General features: G+C 58.5%; 20 protein-coding genes. 9 read left to right on the forward strand and 11 right to left on the reverse strand.

Annotation, left to right across the window (positions count from 1 at the left end; genetic code table 11):
• Nucleotides 1-4 precede the first annotated feature (4 nt).
• Nucleotides 5-427 carry a hypothetical protein gene (locus MOV14_RS07665; RefSeq protein ID WP_318536738.1) on the forward strand — a complete coding sequence of 141 codons (423 nt, stop codon included), beginning with the start codon at nucleotides 5-7 and terminating at the stop codon, nucleotides 425-427.
• A 2-nt stretch (nucleotides 428-429) separates the two neighbouring features.
• Here MOV14_RS07665 and MOV14_RS07675 read toward each other — a convergent pair whose 3' ends face one another.
• The 3 genes from MOV14_RS07675 to MOV14_RS07685 all read right to left on the reverse strand — a co-directional run bounded on the left by MOV14_RS07675 (nucleotide 430) and on the right by MOV14_RS07685 (nucleotide 3,052).
• Entirely contained in the window at nucleotides 430-1,755 is a 1,326-nt protein-coding gene (locus MOV14_RS07675) for a RuvB-like helicase (protein WP_326403645.1), read from the reverse strand.
• A 26-nt stretch (nucleotides 1,756-1,781) separates the two neighbouring features.
• Nucleotides 1,782-2,201, reverse strand: a complete 420-nt coding sequence (locus MOV14_RS07680; RefSeq protein ID WP_318536739.1) for a hypothetical protein — start codon at nucleotides 2,199-2,201, stop codon at nucleotides 1,782-1,784.
• Nucleotides 2,202-2,872: 671 nt separating this feature from the next.
• Nucleotides 2,873-3,052 (reverse strand): hypothetical protein, encoded by a 180-nt coding sequence (locus MOV14_RS07685; RefSeq protein WP_318536740.1) that lies wholly within the window; start codon nucleotides 3,050-3,052, stop codon nucleotides 2,873-2,875.
• Between the two features lie 185 nt (nucleotides 3,053-3,237).
• On the opposite strand from MOV14_RS07685, the gene MOV14_RS07690 reads away from it, so the two are divergent.
• The 4 genes from MOV14_RS07690 to MOV14_RS07700 all read left to right on the forward strand — a co-directional run bounded on the left by MOV14_RS07690 (nucleotide 3,238) and on the right by MOV14_RS07700 (nucleotide 7,390).
• A complete protein-coding gene (locus MOV14_RS07690) occupies nucleotides 3,238-3,849 on the forward strand; it encodes a hypothetical protein (protein ID WP_318536741.1) in 612 nt (203 codons plus the stop codon).
• Nucleotides 3,850-4,122: 273 nt separating this feature from the next.
• A complete protein-coding gene (locus MOV14_RS07695; RefSeq protein WP_318536742.1) occupies nucleotides 4,123-4,371 on the forward strand; it encodes a hypothetical protein in 249 nt (82 codons plus the stop codon).
• A gap of 12 nt (nucleotides 4,372-4,383) precedes the next feature.
• Nucleotides 4,384-4,509, forward strand: a complete 126-nt coding sequence (locus MOV14_RS09970; protein WP_326403648.1) for a hypothetical protein — start codon at nucleotides 4,384-4,386, stop codon at nucleotides 4,507-4,509.
• Between the two features lie 196 nt (nucleotides 4,510-4,705).
• Nucleotides 4,706-7,390, forward strand: a complete 2,685-nt coding sequence (locus MOV14_RS07700) for an ATP-dependent helicase (protein WP_318536743.1) — start codon at nucleotides 4,706-4,708, stop codon at nucleotides 7,388-7,390.
• Here the strand turns inward: MOV14_RS07700 and MOV14_RS07705 are convergent.
• Nucleotides 7,358-7,789: a YkgJ family cysteine cluster protein gene (locus MOV14_RS07705; protein WP_318536744.1), complete on the reverse strand. Its 432-nt coding sequence runs from the start codon at nucleotides 7,787-7,789 to the stop codon at nucleotides 7,358-7,360. The two genes, MOV14_RS07700 and MOV14_RS07705, sit on opposite strands and share 33 nt — an antisense overlap.
• 48 nt (nucleotides 7,790-7,837) lie before the next feature.
• Here MOV14_RS07705 and MOV14_RS07710 point away from each other — a divergent pair, with 48 nt between their 5' ends.
• A complete protein-coding gene (locus MOV14_RS07710; RefSeq protein WP_318536745.1) occupies nucleotides 7,838-8,083 on the forward strand; it encodes a TIGR00304 family membrane protein in 246 nt (81 codons plus the stop codon).
• Between the two features lie 2 nt (nucleotides 8,084-8,085).
• Nucleotides 8,086-8,358, forward strand: coding sequence for a TIGR00304 family membrane protein (locus tag MOV14_RS07715; RefSeq protein ID WP_318538152.1), 273 nt, complete (start codon nucleotides 8,086-8,088; stop codon nucleotides 8,356-8,358).
• Here MOV14_RS07715 and MOV14_RS07720 read toward each other — a convergent pair.
• A complete protein-coding gene (locus MOV14_RS07720; protein WP_318536746.1) occupies nucleotides 8,340-8,528 on the reverse strand; it encodes a hypothetical protein in 189 nt (62 codons plus the stop codon). The two genes, MOV14_RS07715 and MOV14_RS07720, sit on opposite strands and share 19 nt — an antisense overlap.
• A gap of 100 nt (nucleotides 8,529-8,628) precedes the next feature.
• Between MOV14_RS07720 and MOV14_RS07725 the strand changes: the two genes are divergently transcribed.
• Together MOV14_RS07725 and MOV14_RS07730 are read left to right on the forward strand one after the other, a co-directional pair.
• Nucleotides 8,629-10,269 carry a M28 family peptidase gene (locus tag MOV14_RS07725; protein WP_318536747.1) on the forward strand — a complete coding sequence of 547 codons (1,641 nt, stop codon included), beginning with the start codon at nucleotides 8,629-8,631 and terminating at the stop codon, nucleotides 10,267-10,269.
• Nucleotides 10,270-10,279: 10 nt separating this feature from the next.
• Nucleotides 10,280-10,777, forward strand: a complete 498-nt coding sequence (locus tag MOV14_RS07730) for a GNAT family N-acetyltransferase (RefSeq protein ID WP_318536748.1) — start codon at nucleotides 10,280-10,282, stop codon at nucleotides 10,775-10,777.
• 36 nt (nucleotides 10,778-10,813) lie between these two features.
• Here the strand turns inward: MOV14_RS07730 and MOV14_RS07735 are convergent, their stop codons facing one another.
• Genes MOV14_RS07735 through MOV14_RS07760 form a run of 6 tightly spaced genes read right to left on the reverse strand, consistent with a single transcriptional unit; the run spans nucleotide 10,814 to nucleotide 15,965 of the window.
• Nucleotides 10,814-11,704: a hypothetical protein gene (locus tag MOV14_RS07735; RefSeq protein ID WP_318536749.1), complete on the reverse strand. Its 891-nt coding sequence runs from the start codon at nucleotides 11,702-11,704 to the stop codon at nucleotides 10,814-10,816.
• A gap of 2 nt (nucleotides 11,705-11,706) precedes the next feature.
• The gene (locus tag MOV14_RS07740; RefSeq protein WP_318536750.1) at nucleotides 11,707-12,657 is read right to left on the reverse strand and encodes a DHH family phosphoesterase; all 951 of its coding nucleotides are present in this window, start codon (nucleotides 12,655-12,657) and stop codon (nucleotides 11,707-11,709) included.
• Nucleotides 12,658-12,699: 42 nt separating this feature from the next.
• On the reverse strand, nucleotides 12,700-13,833 hold the full coding sequence (locus tag MOV14_RS07745; protein WP_318536751.1) for an NAD(P)/FAD-dependent oxidoreductase: 1,134 nt from the start codon (nucleotides 13,831-13,833) through the stop codon (nucleotides 12,700-12,702).
• Nucleotides 13,830-14,123: a (2Fe-2S)-binding protein gene (locus MOV14_RS07750; RefSeq protein WP_326403653.1), complete on the reverse strand. Its 294-nt coding sequence runs from the start codon at nucleotides 14,121-14,123 to the stop codon at nucleotides 13,830-13,832. Before MOV14_RS07750 ends, MOV14_RS07745 begins: the two co-directional genes overlap by 4 nt.
• Nucleotides 14,093-14,569, reverse strand: coding sequence for a 4Fe-4S binding protein (locus MOV14_RS07755; RefSeq protein ID WP_318536753.1), 477 nt, complete (start codon nucleotides 14,567-14,569; stop codon nucleotides 14,093-14,095). The genes MOV14_RS07750 and MOV14_RS07755 overlap by 31 nt, the downstream gene beginning before the upstream one ends.
• Nucleotides 14,553-15,965 (reverse strand): FAD-dependent oxidoreductase, encoded by a 1,413-nt coding sequence (locus MOV14_RS07760; protein ID WP_318536754.1) that lies wholly within the window; start codon nucleotides 15,963-15,965, stop codon nucleotides 14,553-14,555. The genes MOV14_RS07755 and MOV14_RS07760 overlap by 17 nt, the downstream gene beginning before the upstream one ends.
• Nucleotides 15,966-15,971 lie beyond the last annotated feature (6 nt).

Below are 15,971 nucleotides of genomic sequence, written 5' to 3' on the forward strand. Positions count from 1 at the left end.
TGCTTTGTCTAAAGAGTTCGTGAGGGATCTGGTCCTCGTTGTCTCGCCCGCTCTCATCGCCTCCACTCTCACAGCCATACCCTTCGAGAGCATCCTCAGCGTCTACCCCGTTCCGAGCACCTTTATCTGGTACGTCCCCTGGCGGGGCGCGACGGCCTCGATTATCCTGTGGCTCCTGAGCGGCGCCCTTTACAGCGACAAGCGGTACTGGCTGAAGGAGTTCTTCCTGGGCTCGGCGGCGTCATTTGTGGCCTTCCACTACTGGACGCTCTTCATTGTCTCGACGCGCATCCCGGTAACGGTTACGCTGCTGATTTTCACGGTGGGCAACAGCCCACCCACGCTCGACCTCGGCCAGCTCGTGGCTATTCTAACGCTATTAGCGTTCCGAAAAGAAATAATCTCTGCCTTGAGGCGAAACCGGTGAACCTACTTGAGCATCTTCTCCTCTAGCTCCTTAAGGTAGCTCGAAGACTCCTTAGTGCTTATGAAGAGCTGAGAAACCTCGGCGACGTCCTCCCTCATTACCCTGCTTCTCCCCCTCTGCTCAGCCATCAGCCTAGCGGGAGCGAGCAGCTGGGTGGCGTAGCGGAGGCTCTTCTCGCTCCCCAGCCTTACGAGCTCCTCGAGGGCATCCGGCTCGAGCTCCACACCCTCCTCGTGCGCCCTGATCTTGATGATCTCCCTGATCTCGTCAGGAGTGTAGGGTCTCGTCCTGATTATGAGGAGCCTGTCTAGGAGGTCCAAGGGCATCCCGTGAGGGGCCTCGATGTCCGTCCCCCTAATCCTCGTGAACCCCCTGTTAGTAGCGAGTATAATGATCGGGCTCAGCTCGCTCTCCATCGCCCGCGAGAGGAAGCTGTACGCCTCGATGTCAAGCATGTGAGCATCGTCGATGAAGAGGACCCCAGGGATCAGCTCCGCCCTCTTCGACTCAACCCACTCCTTCACGGTCTTATCGACCCTGGCCCTCACATCCGGCGGGATCTCTTTAGCCGAGGGAGCGCCGAAGAAGATCGAAAGTATGCTCTCGCTCCGGCTCTCCATCTCATCTAGGTCGTGAAGCGTCAAGGTGTAGACGAACTCCTTCTCCTTGTAGATCGGGCCCGTCGGGATGTCCACGAGGTCCCGGGGCCTCACATCGTACTCGCCGTAGCCCTTAGCCCTCCCCGCGCGCGAAACCCTGCCAGTCTCCTCGTCGATCCAGATGACGTCCCCCTCGCTGATGCCCTTCGATAGAATCTGGTAAATGACGTTGGAGTCGACGCGCAGGCTCCGCGTCTCCCTGTCGGTTTTCAGAGTGATCGTACCGCCGACTGGGACCTGGGAGTAGGGGTTGAGCGGGTGCCTGTCGTACCGCACATCCAACTTCTCGAGAACACCCTCGTAGACCCACCTCCTCTCCCTGATCCTCACGCCTATAGATTTCCTCATGGCCTGCATGAGGACCTCCGTCTTCTTCAGCTCCGCGGAGTAGATTTCGCTCCCGGAGAGGGCCATGAATGGCGTCTCCGCCCCGAGCTCGCGGGCTATAGCGACGGCCAGCGCCGTCTTCCCCGTCCCCGGGGGGCCAACCAGCAGGATGGCGCGACCGGCCATTTTCCCAGCTTTGATGAGCTGCACGACGAGCCAAGCAGCCTTCCTGGCCTCCACCTGGCCGACTAGGCCGTCTCCGACGGGCAGAACTTCTCCATTTCTGACGCCCAGCCCCCTAATGTGGCTGTGCGTTCCGACGCGTTCAGCCACCGCGATCATCGAAAAGTTTTTTAAGAAGCGATAATTTAAGCCTTTCTTCTCATCTTGACGTTCGGCTCCCAGTCGCTCGCCTCATCTGAGCGCACTACGATGTCTTCGCTGAAGAGGCCGTCCACGCGCTTGAAAACCCACTTCTGCTCGCTCGAGAACCAGACAGCCAGCACGGCTTCTCTCCTCGAGTACTTTTTGAACGCCTCGAGGAAACGGTAGAGCTTCGAGACCTGGAAGCTCTTAACCTTGACCTTTTTACCGCTGGTCGCTTTCACCTCGAAGGCAACTATCCTGTCCTCGACGTTGTTCACCATGAAGACGTCCGGGAAGCTCTCGCCCACCCCGCTCACCGGGACCCTGAACACGTGGTTCTCCTTATTCGCCGAGAGCAACTTCACCAGCCTGCGCTCCACGTTGAACGCGTTTCTGCGCCTCGCAACGACCTCGCTGACCATACTCCCCGCTAGCATAGCGCGAAACCTATTAAAATACCGCTTGCCGAGCTAAAGGGTGATGATGACAGTCATGCAAGCGCGAGCGGTGAGCTGGTCCTGGGGTATCTGACACCTGATCTTCGATTAATTCAGTGAACCGTTTTTAGGTAGCAATGCTATTTTTAGCTCTTCCCGGGATTCCTTATGCACCCGCGCCTCCTCCTTGCCTCACTTGGCGAGCCACGTCACATACACCGGTACGGGCAGCTTCTGGTCGAGGACGTACACCCTCCCGCCCAGCCTCACGCCTTGGCCGTGTGCAACGATAAGTTGAGCAGGTAGACCTCGCCGCCCGGGTAGAAGTTGGCCAGCAGCACGGCTGCGATCTTCACGTAGCCCCGGCACACCCCCATCCTGAGCTCCAGCGGCCTCGCAGTAAGGGTAAGCCTCTCCCCCTATGATCCCCTCTGCCAGAGATCGGTGAGCCCCTAACTAGACCCGTTATCCCCCTCCATGCATGCCTGGTATACGACCTCAACGAAGGCTGTAGAGAAATACAGCGTAATGGCCATTACTTTAAGCACTTCGAGTGCAGACAGCTCCTCTAGATAGGCTCAAGCTCGCGGGCTGGCATGCCAAGGCTGGGAGTCCTCTTGATCCACCGCAGCAACAGGCCCAAGTCACTTTTCTTGTCAACCCATAAGACACCTGCGAAGAGTCATGTCCCAAGGCTTAAGGAGGCTGACCCAGGCCTCTCCCCTAGCTTCTCCGTAGAGAGCACGGAGCGCAGTTGCTAGGAGGTCTAGGACAATGTATACGAGGGCTTTGCACCTATTCTTCTCGAATCCCTCTCTAACTCTCTTCTCCCTCACTCTCTCCGAACCGCAGACCGTCATGAGGGCTAAAAGCACGGCGCGTCCACTAGGCTTGAGTCTAAGGTGGGCTCGCTTTTCTTCGATGGTGTAAGCCTTTATAACATCAATGAAGCCTCCTTTTTATGAATCTTAGACAACGTTTATTAATTTGTTAGTTTAGAATTTAGTTAGATATAGACAGTATGACAAGAACAAGATACATTGCTCTGGTAGTGTTAGTCCTCGTAATTGCGACTATTGTAATTGCAGTGGTCTTATATAACTACGCATCATCAGCTACTCGCCCGGTGATCCCTCCGAGGATTACCAAGCTTAATGTAACAGTCGTGGTTCTGGGTCCCGGGAAATTCGCCGGAGTGATTGCTGAGAGGCTCAGCGGTAGAGTTGATAAGGTGATCGTGTACAGCGGCTTCAACCCGGAAATTCTGCGGTACGCGGGCAGATCCACGGTGCTTGTTTTGAGTGATGAGTGGCTTGCAGAGAATGCGGGTAGAGAAGAGGTTAAGGAGATGATCATGCTGTTCGCCGACAGAGGCTCAATGATATATGTGAACGGGACTAAGGCTGGTGTTTTCCAGAAGATGGTGTACTGGATGGAGTACGAGAGAGGCGTGGAGTCTGGTATGCCTCCAGAAGCGTTGCAGGAGCTACGCGAACGCATAGAAAGTATACCTGAGGAGAGCCGCGCAGGCATAGGCTACATGAAGCTTTCAGAGAAGCACGATATATTCGTATTCGGCAGCTTAGAAGATGCACTGAACACCTTCTCCGCTACTTCGCCAGCGGCTGTATAGCCCTTTAAGATCTGGATGTACTCCTCTCCTGGGCCTGTCGAGATCTATATACTTCTCAGACAGGAAGCACTCCCAAAACCTTCTCCTACCACCCTAAGAGTCGGACTCACGTAGCCTGTAACACTTCAAGGAGTTCGCTAGAACTCCGCGGAGGTCAAAGATGACAGTGCCCCAGGCTCGCGCTCCGCTCGTATGGATATGGGATAAAGAGAGGGCCGGGAAGACCGTGGGCGGAGCAGTGCTGTTTGTTTGCGCGCAAGACTACAGCGCTCAGTGCAGCTGCAAAGGTGGCAAGGGAGCCCAGAGGAAAAGGCCATAGTCTTCGTGGGCTTCTCATTCGACGAGTCGCTCCGTAACAGCAACCTACAGAGGACGCTGAGGAGCTTCGCAAGGAGGCCGGAGAACACCCTCGTCTTCCACGGAGTCTTGACGATCGAGATGACGTTGCCCTCAAAGCGTTACCTGCTCTGTGGAGGTAACCTGAAGGAGGTCAGAAAGAATAGGGAGGGGGTAACGCGTTAAACGGGCTAAGACATGAAGTTCAATCGCGATACCGTTCCGGCGCTCCACGTGCTAAAGCTATTCCTCGACGAAGCTGAGGTCGAGGAGCTCGTCGAAAAGCTGGCGAGGCACTACCGCTTAAGCACCCTGCAACCGTAGGACGACCAGAGCCTCATTCCGCGGTTGGCCACCGATGCCCCAAATGGGCGCTGTGGCCGCTGGCTACTCCTCCCCGGAAGCCCATCGAGGGGCAGGCCCGAAGATGTCGATGCGGAGCCCCCGTCGGTGACCCCGAGGTTATAGAAAAATGACGAAGATTTAAGGGGCCTGTGGGGGCAGATAAGGAGGAGTGCCTGTGTCTGCGGAAGGTCTCGTTTACGCCACGAGGGAGTACACGAAGGAGGAGGTGCTCAGCGTACTTAACCCTCTTGTAGCCGAGTGGTTTAACTCGAAGTTTACCGACCTCACCCCTCCGCAGAAGCTCGCGCTCATGCCCATACACGAGGGGAGGAACGTCCTCGTGTCCAGCCCGACGGGAACCGGGAAGACCCTCACGGCTTTCCTCATAGCTATAAGCGAGCTGTTCAACATGGCGGCGAGGGGCGAGCTGGAGGACACCGTTTACGTGCTCTACGTTTCACCCCTGCGAGCGCTCAACAACGACATATACCGTAACCTTGAGGAGCCCCTAAGGGAGATACGCGAGCTCGCCGCCAGTAAGGGAGTGGAGGTCCCGGAGATAAGGCACGTGGTGAGGACAGGAGACACGACCACAACGCAGAGGCAGAACATGCTGAGGAAGCCGCCCCACATTCTCATCACCACCCCTGAGACGCTCGCCATAGTCCTGGTGGCCCCGAAGTTCAGGGAGAAGCTCAGGACGGTTAGATGGGTTATCGTGGATGAGGTTCACAGCTTGGCTGAGAGTAAGCGCGGGGCTCACCTCTCCCTCTCGCTCGAGAGGTTGCGCGAGCTGACGGGTAGCGAGTTCGTCAGGATAGGGTTATCGGCGACCATTAACCCGCTCGAGGAGGTTGCCCGCTTCCTCGTGGGATACCGCGACGACGGCACACCCCGAGAGTGCGTCATCGTGGACGCCCGCTACGCGAAGCGTAAGAGCATAAAGGTTCGCTCCCCGGTCTCGGACCTTATCCACACCCCCGCCCAGGAAGTGACTCAGGCTATGTACAACCTTCTCTACGACATCGTGAAGAGCCACCGAACGACTCTGATATTCACGAACACGCGTAGCGGCACCGAAAGGGTGGTTTTTCACCTCAAAATGCTCGCCAGGAAGCGGGGAGGGGTACCCGAGGATGCGATAGCCGCTCACCACAGTAGCCTCTCCCGGGGCGTTAGGCTGGACGTGGAGGAGAAGCTGAAGAGGGGCGAGCTGAGGGCGATTGTGAGTAGCACGAGCCTTGAGCTGGGCATAGACATAGGCTATATTGACGTCGTGGTTCAGGTGGGGTCTCCAAAGTCGGTTACCAGGTGCCTGCAGAGGATAGGGCGTAGCGGGCACCGACTCCATGAGACGAGTAAAGGGATCATGGTGTGCGTGGACCGGGATGACCTCGTGGAAGTGGCTGTGATGGTCAGAGAAGCCTACAGGCACCACCTCGACAGGATCCACATACCGCGCAACGCGCTAGACGTCCTCGCGCAGCACGTTGTGGGAATGGCGATCGAGAGCAAGATGAGGGTTGAGGACGCCTTCCGGATTATCAGGAGGAGCTACAGCTTTCACGACCTGCCCTACGAGGACTTCCTGAACGTGCTGAAGTTCCTCTCCGGGGGGTACAGCGAGCTGGAGAACTACAAGGTGTACGGGAAGATATGGTTCGACTCCCAGGAAGGTGTGTTCGGCAGGCGGGGGAAGTACGCAAGGGTGATCTACTCACTCAACGTCGGGACGATACCCGACGAGGTGAGCGTCAGGGTCTACACCACCGAGAAGAAGTACGTCGGAAACATCGAGGAGGAGTTCCTAGAGAGGCTTTTCCCAGGCGACAGGTTCGTGCTGGGAGGCAAGGTGTACGAGTTCGTCAAGAGCGACGGCATGGTGGCGTTCGTGAAGCCAGCCTTCGAGCAGAAGCCGACAATACCGGCGTGGTTCAGCGAAATGCTCCCGCTGAGCTACGACCTCGCCCTCAAAATCGCGGAGTTCAGGGGGCAGATGTTCCAGTGGATAGAGTCCGGTAGAGACCTCGACGAGATAAAGAGGTACCTGAAGCGGGAGTGCAAGGTCGACGACAACTCGGCTGAAGCCATAGTCGGGTACTTCCTGGAGATGTACTACTTCCTCCGCTCGCTGGGCGTAAAACAGTACCCTAGCGACAAGGTGATCCTAGTGGAGAAGTGGAGGGACGATCAGGGCAGAATACACCAGGTCTTCCACACCCTCGTGGGCAGGAGGACGAACGACGCCCTCAGCCACGCCCTCGCCTACATCGCCACCAAGAAAACAGGATCGAACATCGGCATCGCGTTGCACGATAACGGCTTCGCGCTAATCTACCCTCGAGGCGTTGAGCCCAAAGTGGCGCTAACCGACCTCAAGCCCGAGGAGCTTGAAGACGTGCTCAAAAAATCCATCATTAACACGGAGCTCATGAGGAGGCGCTTCCGCCACGTGGCGACGCGGGGCCTGATGATCCTGCGGAACTACAAGGGCCACGAGATCAGCGTCGAGAAGCAGCAAATGAGCGCCTCGACGCTCCTCAGAGTCGTGAAGAAGTGGGAGGACTTCCCGATACTAAAGGAGACGTTCAGGGAGATACTCGAGGACTACATGGACATAGCTCACGCCAGGGAGATTCTTGAGAAAGTCCACCGGGGCGAGATCGCGATCGTCGAAACCTCAATCCTCGACACGCCCAGCCCCTTCGCCTACAACATAGTACTCGAAGGCCTGAGCGACGTGGTGCTCATGGAGGATAAGCGCGCCCTTATAGCGAGGTTCCACGAGCAGGTGATGAAGCGCGTGGCAGAGCTGATGCGCCAGGAGTTACGTGAGGCGCCTCGACGTGGCGCTGAATAGTTTCCAATTCACCCTGTAACCGTACGACCTCTCGAGCTCCTTGAGTATCTTCTCGAGCTCTGCTACAGCTTGAACGACCTCGTGCTTCCTGGCGCTGAACTCGGCGGAGAGAGGACACTCGCGGTCGAAGGTGACTCCCTTTTCCTCATCGAAGACCAGGGGGTATACGCGGCAACCCGTGGGCCTTTGAGGGTAGACCAGGCACCTGCCACTTCTTTCATCGAAGAACACGCAATGGCCGTTAATGTTTCTCAGCCGGGGCAGTCCTCCCCGAACTTCCACGAAGAGGTCTCTCTTGAAGCCCAGCGCCTCAAGCCTGACTATGTCCGACGGGGTAAGTACCATCTCCGTGCCGCGGCAGCACAGCCCGCACGTGAGGCACTTCTCGTGCTCGAACACGTTTATCTCCGAGAAGGGTTTAAATCGGCTTCGAGAATTATTCATTACGTGTCTATAGCGGTGGCTCTCGTAGCCCTGGGGCTCTTGATGGTTCTCATCGGGCTCGCGCTGATCATAGCCGCGGCGGTCGAGGGAAAGAAGGGTGTGAAGGGCGGGGCAGTCATCATCATCGGCCCCCTACCCATAGTAGTCGGCTCTGACGCCGAAAGCACTCAGTGGCTTATCGTTTTAGCGGCAGTCCTGACAGCCCTTGCTTTTATCTTCTTCGCCTTCACATCAGGGTGGTTAAGGTGAGGATGGAGAGAGCCGGCGCGCTGATATTCCTGCTCGGCGTTTTCCTCGTTTTAACCGGAATGATTCTGGCGCTACTGGGAACACAGCAAGCATCTGTGAGCGTGGGCGGCTGCATCCTCATTGGACCAATCCCCGTGTGCTTTGGCTACGGCGCGGAGCCCCTCCTGCTGATCATTGCGAGTGCTGTGGCGTTGCTTGTGATGCTCCTTGTAATGTACGTCCTGTTAGCGGGCTTAACCAGCGTCAGCCGCCCCACTCACTCCCCTGAAGAGTAGCTGTCCTCGAGGATGTTGCTCAAAGCTTCACCAGCCTCCTCAAGGTAGTATATGGTATCTTCCAGCGCTGCGGCGAGCTTCTTGTCCTCTCGGGCAACCTCCCTCAGCAGGCTTATTGCGTCATCGATGCTGTCCAGCGCCGCTTTAATTTTTTCGAAAGCGCTCTTCATCACCTAAACGTGGGGACTGTGGAAAATATACTTTAGTCTGGCGCGGTTACCGGCTTGGCTCTCCGCGATACATTTATCACCGCACCGGTCTAGCTACTTCGTGAGCATCGCTGAGAAACTCGCCTCCATCGCGGCGGGCACCCCTCAGAGTGATGTTGTAGCGGGCTCTGAGCAGGAGAGAGCTATCTCAGAGAACCTTCGCGCCTTCCTCGAGTCGCTCGGCCTAGAGACCGGCGTCTACGAGTTTGAAGCCCTGTCATGGGAGGAGCGCTACGTGGAGGTTGGCTTCAAGGGATTGAAACTCCGGAGCGTGGCTCTCCCCTACAGCCTGCCCGGCGAGGCGGAGGGTAAGGTCGTCTACGTCGGGGGGAGGATCCTGGAGGATGAGTGGGCGTCTATTGATCTTTCAGGTAAGATAGCTCTAGTGAAGTTCTTCAGCAAGGTCGACGAGGCGGAGTGGCAGTACATTCGGGCTGTCAGGGCGGGAGCTGAGGCTGTTGTTTTCATGGACAACTACCCCAACCGCCTGCGGAAGATGGTCCTAACCCTGAACACCGACTACCGCTTCACAGAAGGGACGCCTCCACCGATCCCTGCCGTGGCTGTTAGCCTGGAGGATGGATTGAGGATTCTGAAGCTTGCCCACAGGGGGGAGAAGCTCCTAGTCAGGGTTGACACGAAAGTTGACCACTACTCGAGGAGCAGGGTCGTGTACGCCGGGTCGCTAGAGGGACCGGTCTTCTCGGCGCACATCGACAAGTGGCTTTCGGGCTTCACGGATGACGTGCTCGGCGTCGGAGTGGTGATGCTCCTAGCCGAGAGGCTACGCGACAGCGCCGGCTACATCTTCTTCGGCTCTGAGGAATCCGGCGCTCCAGGGTACAGCCCCTGGTACTGGATCTGGGGCTCGCGGAGCTTCGCGGAATACCTCGAGAAGACCGGCCTCCTGGACGACTTCGGCATGCTCCTCAACGTGGACACTCTTGGGGGAAGGGAGGTTCGCGTCTCAGCGTCAACCCCGGACGTCCAAGAGGGCATCGCTGATGCTATTGGAAGCTCCGCGAGGATCTGCCCCGATCAGGTTATCTTCGATAGCTTCAGCTTCACAATGAAAGGCATCCCCTCGACGACCACGCACACGTTCCCTGAGGTGCTACCGGTGTATCACACCGACATGGATACCCCGGCTTTCGTCGACTGGCAGGGAGTCGAGAGGGCGGTTCGCGTACTCGAGAGGATAGCCACCGAGTTCGCAGCAAAGAGGTGGGGCATGTTCAAATACGCTGAGTTAACCAGGCGCATTGCAGAGAGGCTGGAGAGGGTTTCGCACCTCCCCTCAGCGGCTAAGGCGGTAGAGCTGCTGCAGAGTCTGAGGCTGGACAGCGAGGAGAGCGCCAGACAAGTGAGGCGGGCGCTGACGGGCCCCATGTTCTGGGGACGCTACGACAGGGTGTTTAGGGACAGCGAGGTCTACTACCCCCTCTTCACGGACGCCATCGACGACCTGGTTCTTCTCTCCGATATACTAGCCGGGGCCAGGAGCCCTGCCGATGTCGCTGGAATGAAGGGTCTCAGGAGAATTTCGGGGTTCGAGGTTGTTCTGCCCTCCGTGGAGCCTGTATTCTATGGAAGGGTTCTAAGCTCGCCGGGCTTCCTGAAAGAGCTCTACCTAGTGTTGGAAAGGGTAGTCGAAAAGGATATAAACACCCTTGTGGAGAGACTACAAGCTCTGAAGAAATGAGCGTGTAATCATGGAGTCGTTGGAGGAGGACAGTAGTAGTCTTTTGAAAGTAAGGGTTCGCATCGCAACGCCTACGGACAAACCCGCCGTCGTGAGGATACTCAGGAAGTCGTTCACAGGCTCGTACCGCTACTGGTCAATAAGGGACATGGATGAGACACTCGTCCTTGTCGCCGAGCTTGGCAACAGGGTAGTGGGCGTTGCTGAGGTTTACACCTCCTTCGTGGAGGGCTACGGGAAGGTAGGCGTGGTGTACTTCCTGGCAGTGGACAGAGAGTATAGGGGCATGGGCATAGGCAGGACGCTCGTGCTGGAGGCTGAGAAGCTTTTCAAACGGGAGAGGTGCCTCTACAGCGCCGCCAGCACTGTCGCTAGCAACACGGCATCACAGAGGCTTTTCAGAAGCTTGGGGTACTCGCTCTTCACCAGGGAAAACAGAGTTTACTGGGATCTCGTGGACGCCCTCTCGGCCTACGAGGACGACGTCGTAATGGCCAAAAAACTCTAGAAGAGAAGAGAGGTATTTCTACTCTCTTTCCTTATTTTATTTCTCCGCTTTCTCCCTTAGCAGGTAATCGACTACCCGATGGACGACATTAGGGTTCCTTTTCACCGCATCCTCCAGGCTCTCCCCCGGCAGAGCTGGCGTGAACCTCAAGACCTCAAGGGGCGAGACGAGCCCCAGCAGGGTTCTAACCCTCTCGTATACAGCCCCGCGGACTGTAACCTCAAGCGCTCGCGTGATCTTTGAGCCGTCGAAAAAGACAGCCTGGCTCTGGTGGACGGCTACCACCAGGTCGTACCTCACGTTTGTAAAAACCCAGTCAGACACTCCCTCAAGCACCTGGACCACGCTCCTCCGCTTAAGGTTCTCGAGAGCGAGCTCAGCGGCCCTTGTCAGCGCGTCAACGAGGAGGCCTCTTAGAGCCTCAGGCCTGTCCACCTCGAGCACTCTCTCAGAGGAGCTCACTGCTTTCTCCATAAGACGCTTATCCACCAGGAGCACTCCACGCGTTTGCGCCCACTTGTTCACCAGAACCTGGGTCGCCCGCTCCCCGCTAGAAGCCGTATAAAACCGCGCAAGGAGGGTCCTCCTCGCGAGGTCCTCCTCGTATGCGATTATCGCAGATGGAACGCCCTCCCTGAAGAACAAGCTCAGGTTCAGTGGCGCTACCAGTATGAACAGCGGGTTAAACTCCTCGAGCCTAAGCTTGAAGCCCGCCTCGCGCGCCACGAGCCACTCGCGCGGGTAGAGCGTCCCGCTTTCCAGCCAGCCAGGCAGCAGCTCGTAGTCGTTCGTGTAGTCTCCAATCGCCACAGGCTTCGAGAAGGCCACGGGAACCCCAAGCTCGGAGAGTGCTCGTGCCAGGAGCAGCACGAGGGAAGTCTTCCCACGGGAGAGCGGCAGCAAGCCCGTAACCAGGATCGACGGCATGCCTAGAGCACTTCTCTATGTGTGCCGCCTTTACGCACAATGATTACCTCCAGCTTGTCGGAGTGGAGCTCCTCCTTCAGGATAGGTGCGACCTTGTTTAAGGCTCTCCTTAAGCTCAGGGCCCGAAACGTTGCGCCGGCCGCGAACCTGTGCCCCCCTCCCCCGAGCTTAGATGCGACGCTGGCGGCATTGTACCTGGAAGACGGGTTTGCCCCCGTGTATACCCTGTACTTGAAGAGCCCTTTTGGAACCAGGACGAACGTGAACTCCGCTCCAGCTCTCTCCAGGAGGATGGTCAGGTACCTGTACGAGAGACCCTCATCTCTCTCGAAGACGACAACCGCCTCCCTGGGCGGCGGGCTCAGGGACTTGGCGACCTCCTCGGTCTTCCCCCTGCTTCTGCCGTACCTCTCAATGAACCCCCTGATCTTCTCATCTCTTAAGGCGTCAAGCCCCTTTAAGGCCAGGAGGTCGATGAGGTAGAGTTTACCGGAGTAGTCCGCGCCCTTCACTGCGGCCTCGAGGTCCATCGCCTCCTGGGAGGTTATGTTAGCGGTGTCCGTCTCGACGGCTAAGCCTGCGAGCTTGGAGGCCAGAGGGTCGCCGTCCAGCCCCAGCGCTTTGAGCGCCAAAACCGCCGACGCGGGGGCGTTGGGGTCGTAGAACTCCTTTTCGGCGCAGGGTGGGTTCGTGAGGTGGTGGTCTGCCCTAAAGACCGCCTTCCCGGGGCAGGGCAAGTCGGCGACAAAGTACCACTTCACCGACCTTAGGAGCAGGCTCCTCTGAACCTCCCCAGGGTAGGCTAGAACGACGACCCCGTCGGGGTGCTTCATCTTGAAGAGCGCGCCGCTCACTATGCCGTCTGGGTCGCCCTCATCGACCAGCGCGAGCTTTCTGCCCTGAAGAACCGCCTTCAGAACGAGGTAAGTCTTGAGGAGCGAGTCCAGCCTCATAAATCCCTCAGGGAATAGCTTACGGTTCGGTTAAAAACGTTGTTAACCTATCACCGCGAGCTCGTGGACGAGCCTGCCCAGCTGGAAGCGCTCGAGGACCAGGTTCTTCGCCTCGGGGATCCCGGGCTCGCCGCTCAGAACCCAGTCCGCCATGACTTCGCCTACGACAGGCCCCATCATGAACCCGTGTCCGCTGAACCCAGCCGCGATGTAGAGGTTCTCGTAACCGCTTACGGGGCCGAGGACGGGGTGATGGTCTGGCGTAACCTCGTAGTAGCCAGGCCAGTACCGCAGAATGTTCACCCGAGGTAGCCACGGCATCCACTTAGACCACTCCTTCACGGCCCTCCAGAGGAACTCGAGCCTCACCTCCAGCGGCGCGAAGGGTTCTTCCGGAACCTCGACGCCCATCAGGAGGTTGCCGTGGAAGGTTTGCACCGCGTAGGCTCCGCTCTCGAAGTCGATGACTAGCGGGTCGAAGAGTCTACCAAACTCCTCCGTCACGGCGGCGTGGTGCGGTACGGGGGTAACTCTCGGGTCGACCCCGAGGGGCCTGAGGAGCTCGTTTATGTACGGCCCTGTCGCCAGGACCACAGCATCTGCCTGCACTCTCTCGCGGTCTGTTCGCACACCTTTAACACTGCCGCCCTCTGCCTCCACCTCAACCACGCTCTCCCCGATCCTGAACTCGACTCCCAAGCGGCGGAGCGCGGAGTAGAGCTTGTAGACGGCGTCGAAGGGGCTTGCCTTGCCGGCGAGCGGGTCGTACAGCGCTCCAGTCAGCCTTTCTGTGCTTATGTAGGGCGCGATTTCCCGTATGAACCCCTCGTCGACGAGCCGTGTCGGCAAACCGTTCTCGTTGTGTATCCTCATGTACCTCTTCAGCCGCTCGAGCCCCTCTTCAGTCGAGGAGAGCCAGAGGTACCCGCTCCTCGCGTACTTTACCCCTAGCTCCTGCGCCAGCTTGGCCCAAAGCTCGATGCTTTTCTTCATGAGCACTATGTGCTCCCGGCTCGTGAAGCTCGCCCTGATGCCGCCAGCGCACCTGAAAGTCGAGCCAGAGCCTAGGTAGCTCCGCTCGAAAACCGCGACCCTCCCCGCGCCCCTGAGAGCTAGGCTGTAGGCTGTGCAAAGCCCAGTGATACCGCCCCCCACGACGACAACATTGTACCTCACTCCTTCCTCACCTGCAGGAAAACTCCCGCGGGGACGGGCTCTAGGGGAGGCCTCACCACGGGGTAGGCGAGCTTCTCGGGCGGGATGCCTAACTTCCTGCTCACGTATGAAATCAGAAGAGGGAAGCAGAACCTTCCCTGGCACGGACCCATGCCTATTCGTAGCTTCCTTTTAAGGGACTCGATGTCGGTGATCCCCTCCTCGAGAGCCCTGTCAACGTCCTCTACTGTGACCTTCTCGCACATACATATGTACGCTTTCACTTTACCCTTATGCTCCTTACCTCCCATATTAGATCCCCCGAAACCCTGACTAATACCACAAGGGTCTTGTTAATATCAAAGACCCGCAAAACCTCGCCACGCCCTACAGGCTCCCCCCTCCTGTTCAGAAGCTCGACGACATCCCCCTTCTTCGGCCTAGGCAGGAACTCGTAGGGGAGGCCCACCAAGTAGCCATCGCCGTCTCTGCCGACGAGGAACATCGCCTGGCCCGGGCAACCCCCCACGCAGATACCGCAGCCCGTGCACCTCGCCCAGTCCACCTTAGGCCTGCCCCTTAATCCCTCAACCCTTATCGCCTTAACAGGGCAGAGGGACTGGCACACGTTGCAGGGGATCTCCTCTATGCACTCGGATACAGCCACCACCTTGCCCTCAACGACGTCGCGTGGCGGTACGAAGCCCTCTCTCCGCAGATCCTCAAGCTCGATAAAGCCCCTAGACCTGTACCCCACCCACCACCACCTTCCCCAGCCCCCTCAGCACCTTAGCCGAAAACGGCGTGCTCCTGGTCTCCTCCAGCTTCCTGAGAGTCTCCTCGCGCCTAGCCACCAGGTCCCCGCGCTCGCCGAGCAACCTTATCGACGCCGAGTACCCCGCAACCCTGCCCGTAAGTATGGCCGTGGTCGCCTCCTCGATCCCGGACGCGTCGCCGGCCACGTAAACACCCGGGATGCTGGTCTCCATGTACCTGTCTCTGTAGGGGACGTACCCTCCGAGCTCGCTTGACCAGACCATCCTCGCACCCATCTGCGCCAGGAGCCTAGCCTCCGGCGTGAGGCCAACCGCCAGGAGCAGAAGGTCGGCTTCGAACACCTTCTCAGTACCCTCAATGGGCCTCATGCCTTCGTCGACCTCCGCGACAACCACCCTCTCCAGCCTCCCGGAGCCCTCCGCCCTGACGACGGTGTGCCGCGTAAGTATCGGGACACCCCTCCTCCTCAGCTTGGCCGCGTGGACCAGCCACCCGCCAATCTCCCTCATGACCTCGACTACGGCTAGAACCTCCACGCCGGCTTGAAGGAGCTGATAGGAGACTATCAGCCCAACGTTCCCCGCGCCCACCACGACGGCCCTCTCCCCCGGCTTAACCCCGTACTCGTTCATCAGAGTCTGAGCCGCTCCTGCTCCCATCACGCCTGGAAGAGTGTTGCCGGAAAATGCGAGAAACCTCTCCACAGCCCCCGTGGAAACCACCACCGCTCTGGGCTTAACCAGCAGTAGCCTCTCGCCCTTCACGGCGGCGAAAACCCTCTCCCTGAACCAGCCTATCACGCTGGTCCCAGTGTGAATCCTTACCCCCAGCGACTCCGCCCTGGAGACCAGCTTATCCGCTATCTGAAACCCCCTCAACCCGCCGAATAGCTCCCCCGAGCCGAAGAACTTGTGCGTCTGCTTGAGCAGCTGCCCGCCAGGCCTGAAGTGCCTCTCGAACACGTCCACCCTTAACCCGCTCTCCGCCGCTGCGATGGCCGCGGATAGACCGGCAGGCCCGCTTCCGACAACCATCACGTCCGTCTCAACCCACTCAGCGGGCTCCGCGCGGTATGCGCGAGGAGCCGGGTTGGGGAAAGGCTCATCTGTCTCAACCCTGACCCCCTCCCTGACGGGCTCGAGGCACGTGCGCACATGCGGGACGCCGTCGACCCTTGCCATGCAGCCGGAGCAGTAGCCGATCATGCAGTAAGGACCCTGAGGCTCCTCGCCCTGCTTCAGGCTCCTGACCCCGCTAGCCCACAAGGCTGCGAGGATGCTCTCACCCTCGAAGCCCTCCAGCTCCCTACCGTCAAAGCTGAAGCGCACCGGTTTCTCGCGCCTGAACTCCAGGATGGGGTGTTCAGTTAAGCGCACATTTAA

It is taken from the genome of Infirmifilum sp. NZ (assembly GCF_022693705.1).
Classification (GTDB): Archaea; Thermoproteota; Thermoprotei; order Thermofilales; family Thermofilaceae; genus Thermofilum.

What these genes read in the sequence shown, in the direction of transcription:
- MOV14_RS07740 (WP_318536750.1), bottom strand. Translation starts at nt 12,657, where the DNA reads ATGAGGCTGGACTCGCTCCTCAAGACTTACCTCGTTCTGAAGGCGGTT.
- MOV14_RS07675 (WP_326403645.1), bottom strand. Translation starts at nt 1,755, where the DNA reads ATGATCGCGGTGGCTGAACGCGTCGGAACGCACAGCCACATTAGGGGG.
- MOV14_RS07750 (WP_326403653.1), bottom strand. Translation starts at nt 14,123, where the DNA reads ATGGGAGGTAAGGAGCATAAGGGTAAAGTGAAAGCGTACATATGTATG.
- MOV14_RS09970 (WP_326403648.1), top strand. Translation starts at nt 4,384, where the DNA reads ATGAAGTTCAATCGCGATACCGTTCCGGCGCTCCACGTGCTAAAGCTA.
- MOV14_RS07720 (WP_318536746.1), bottom strand. Translation starts at nt 8,528, where the DNA reads ATGAAGAGCGCTTTCGAAAAAATTAAAGCGGCGCTGGACAGCATCGAT.
- MOV14_RS07715 (WP_318538152.1), top strand. Translation starts at nt 8,086, where the DNA reads ATGGAGAGAGCCGGCGCGCTGATATTCCTGCTCGGCGTTTTCCTCGTT.
- MOV14_RS07680 (WP_318536739.1), bottom strand. Translation starts at nt 2,201, where the DNA reads ATGGTCAGCGAGGTCGTTGCGAGGCGCAGAAACGCGTTCAACGTGGAG.
- MOV14_RS07730 (WP_318536748.1), top strand. Translation starts at nt 10,280, where the DNA reads ATGGAGTCGTTGGAGGAGGACAGTAGTAGTCTTTTGAAAGTAAGGGTT.
- MOV14_RS07735 (WP_318536749.1), bottom strand. Translation starts at nt 11,704, where the DNA reads ATGCCGTCGATCCTGGTTACGGGCTTGCTGCCGCTCTCCCGTGGGAAG.
- MOV14_RS07690 (WP_318536741.1), top strand. Translation starts at nt 3,238, where the DNA reads ATGACAAGAACAAGATACATTGCTCTGGTAGTGTTAGTCCTCGTAATT.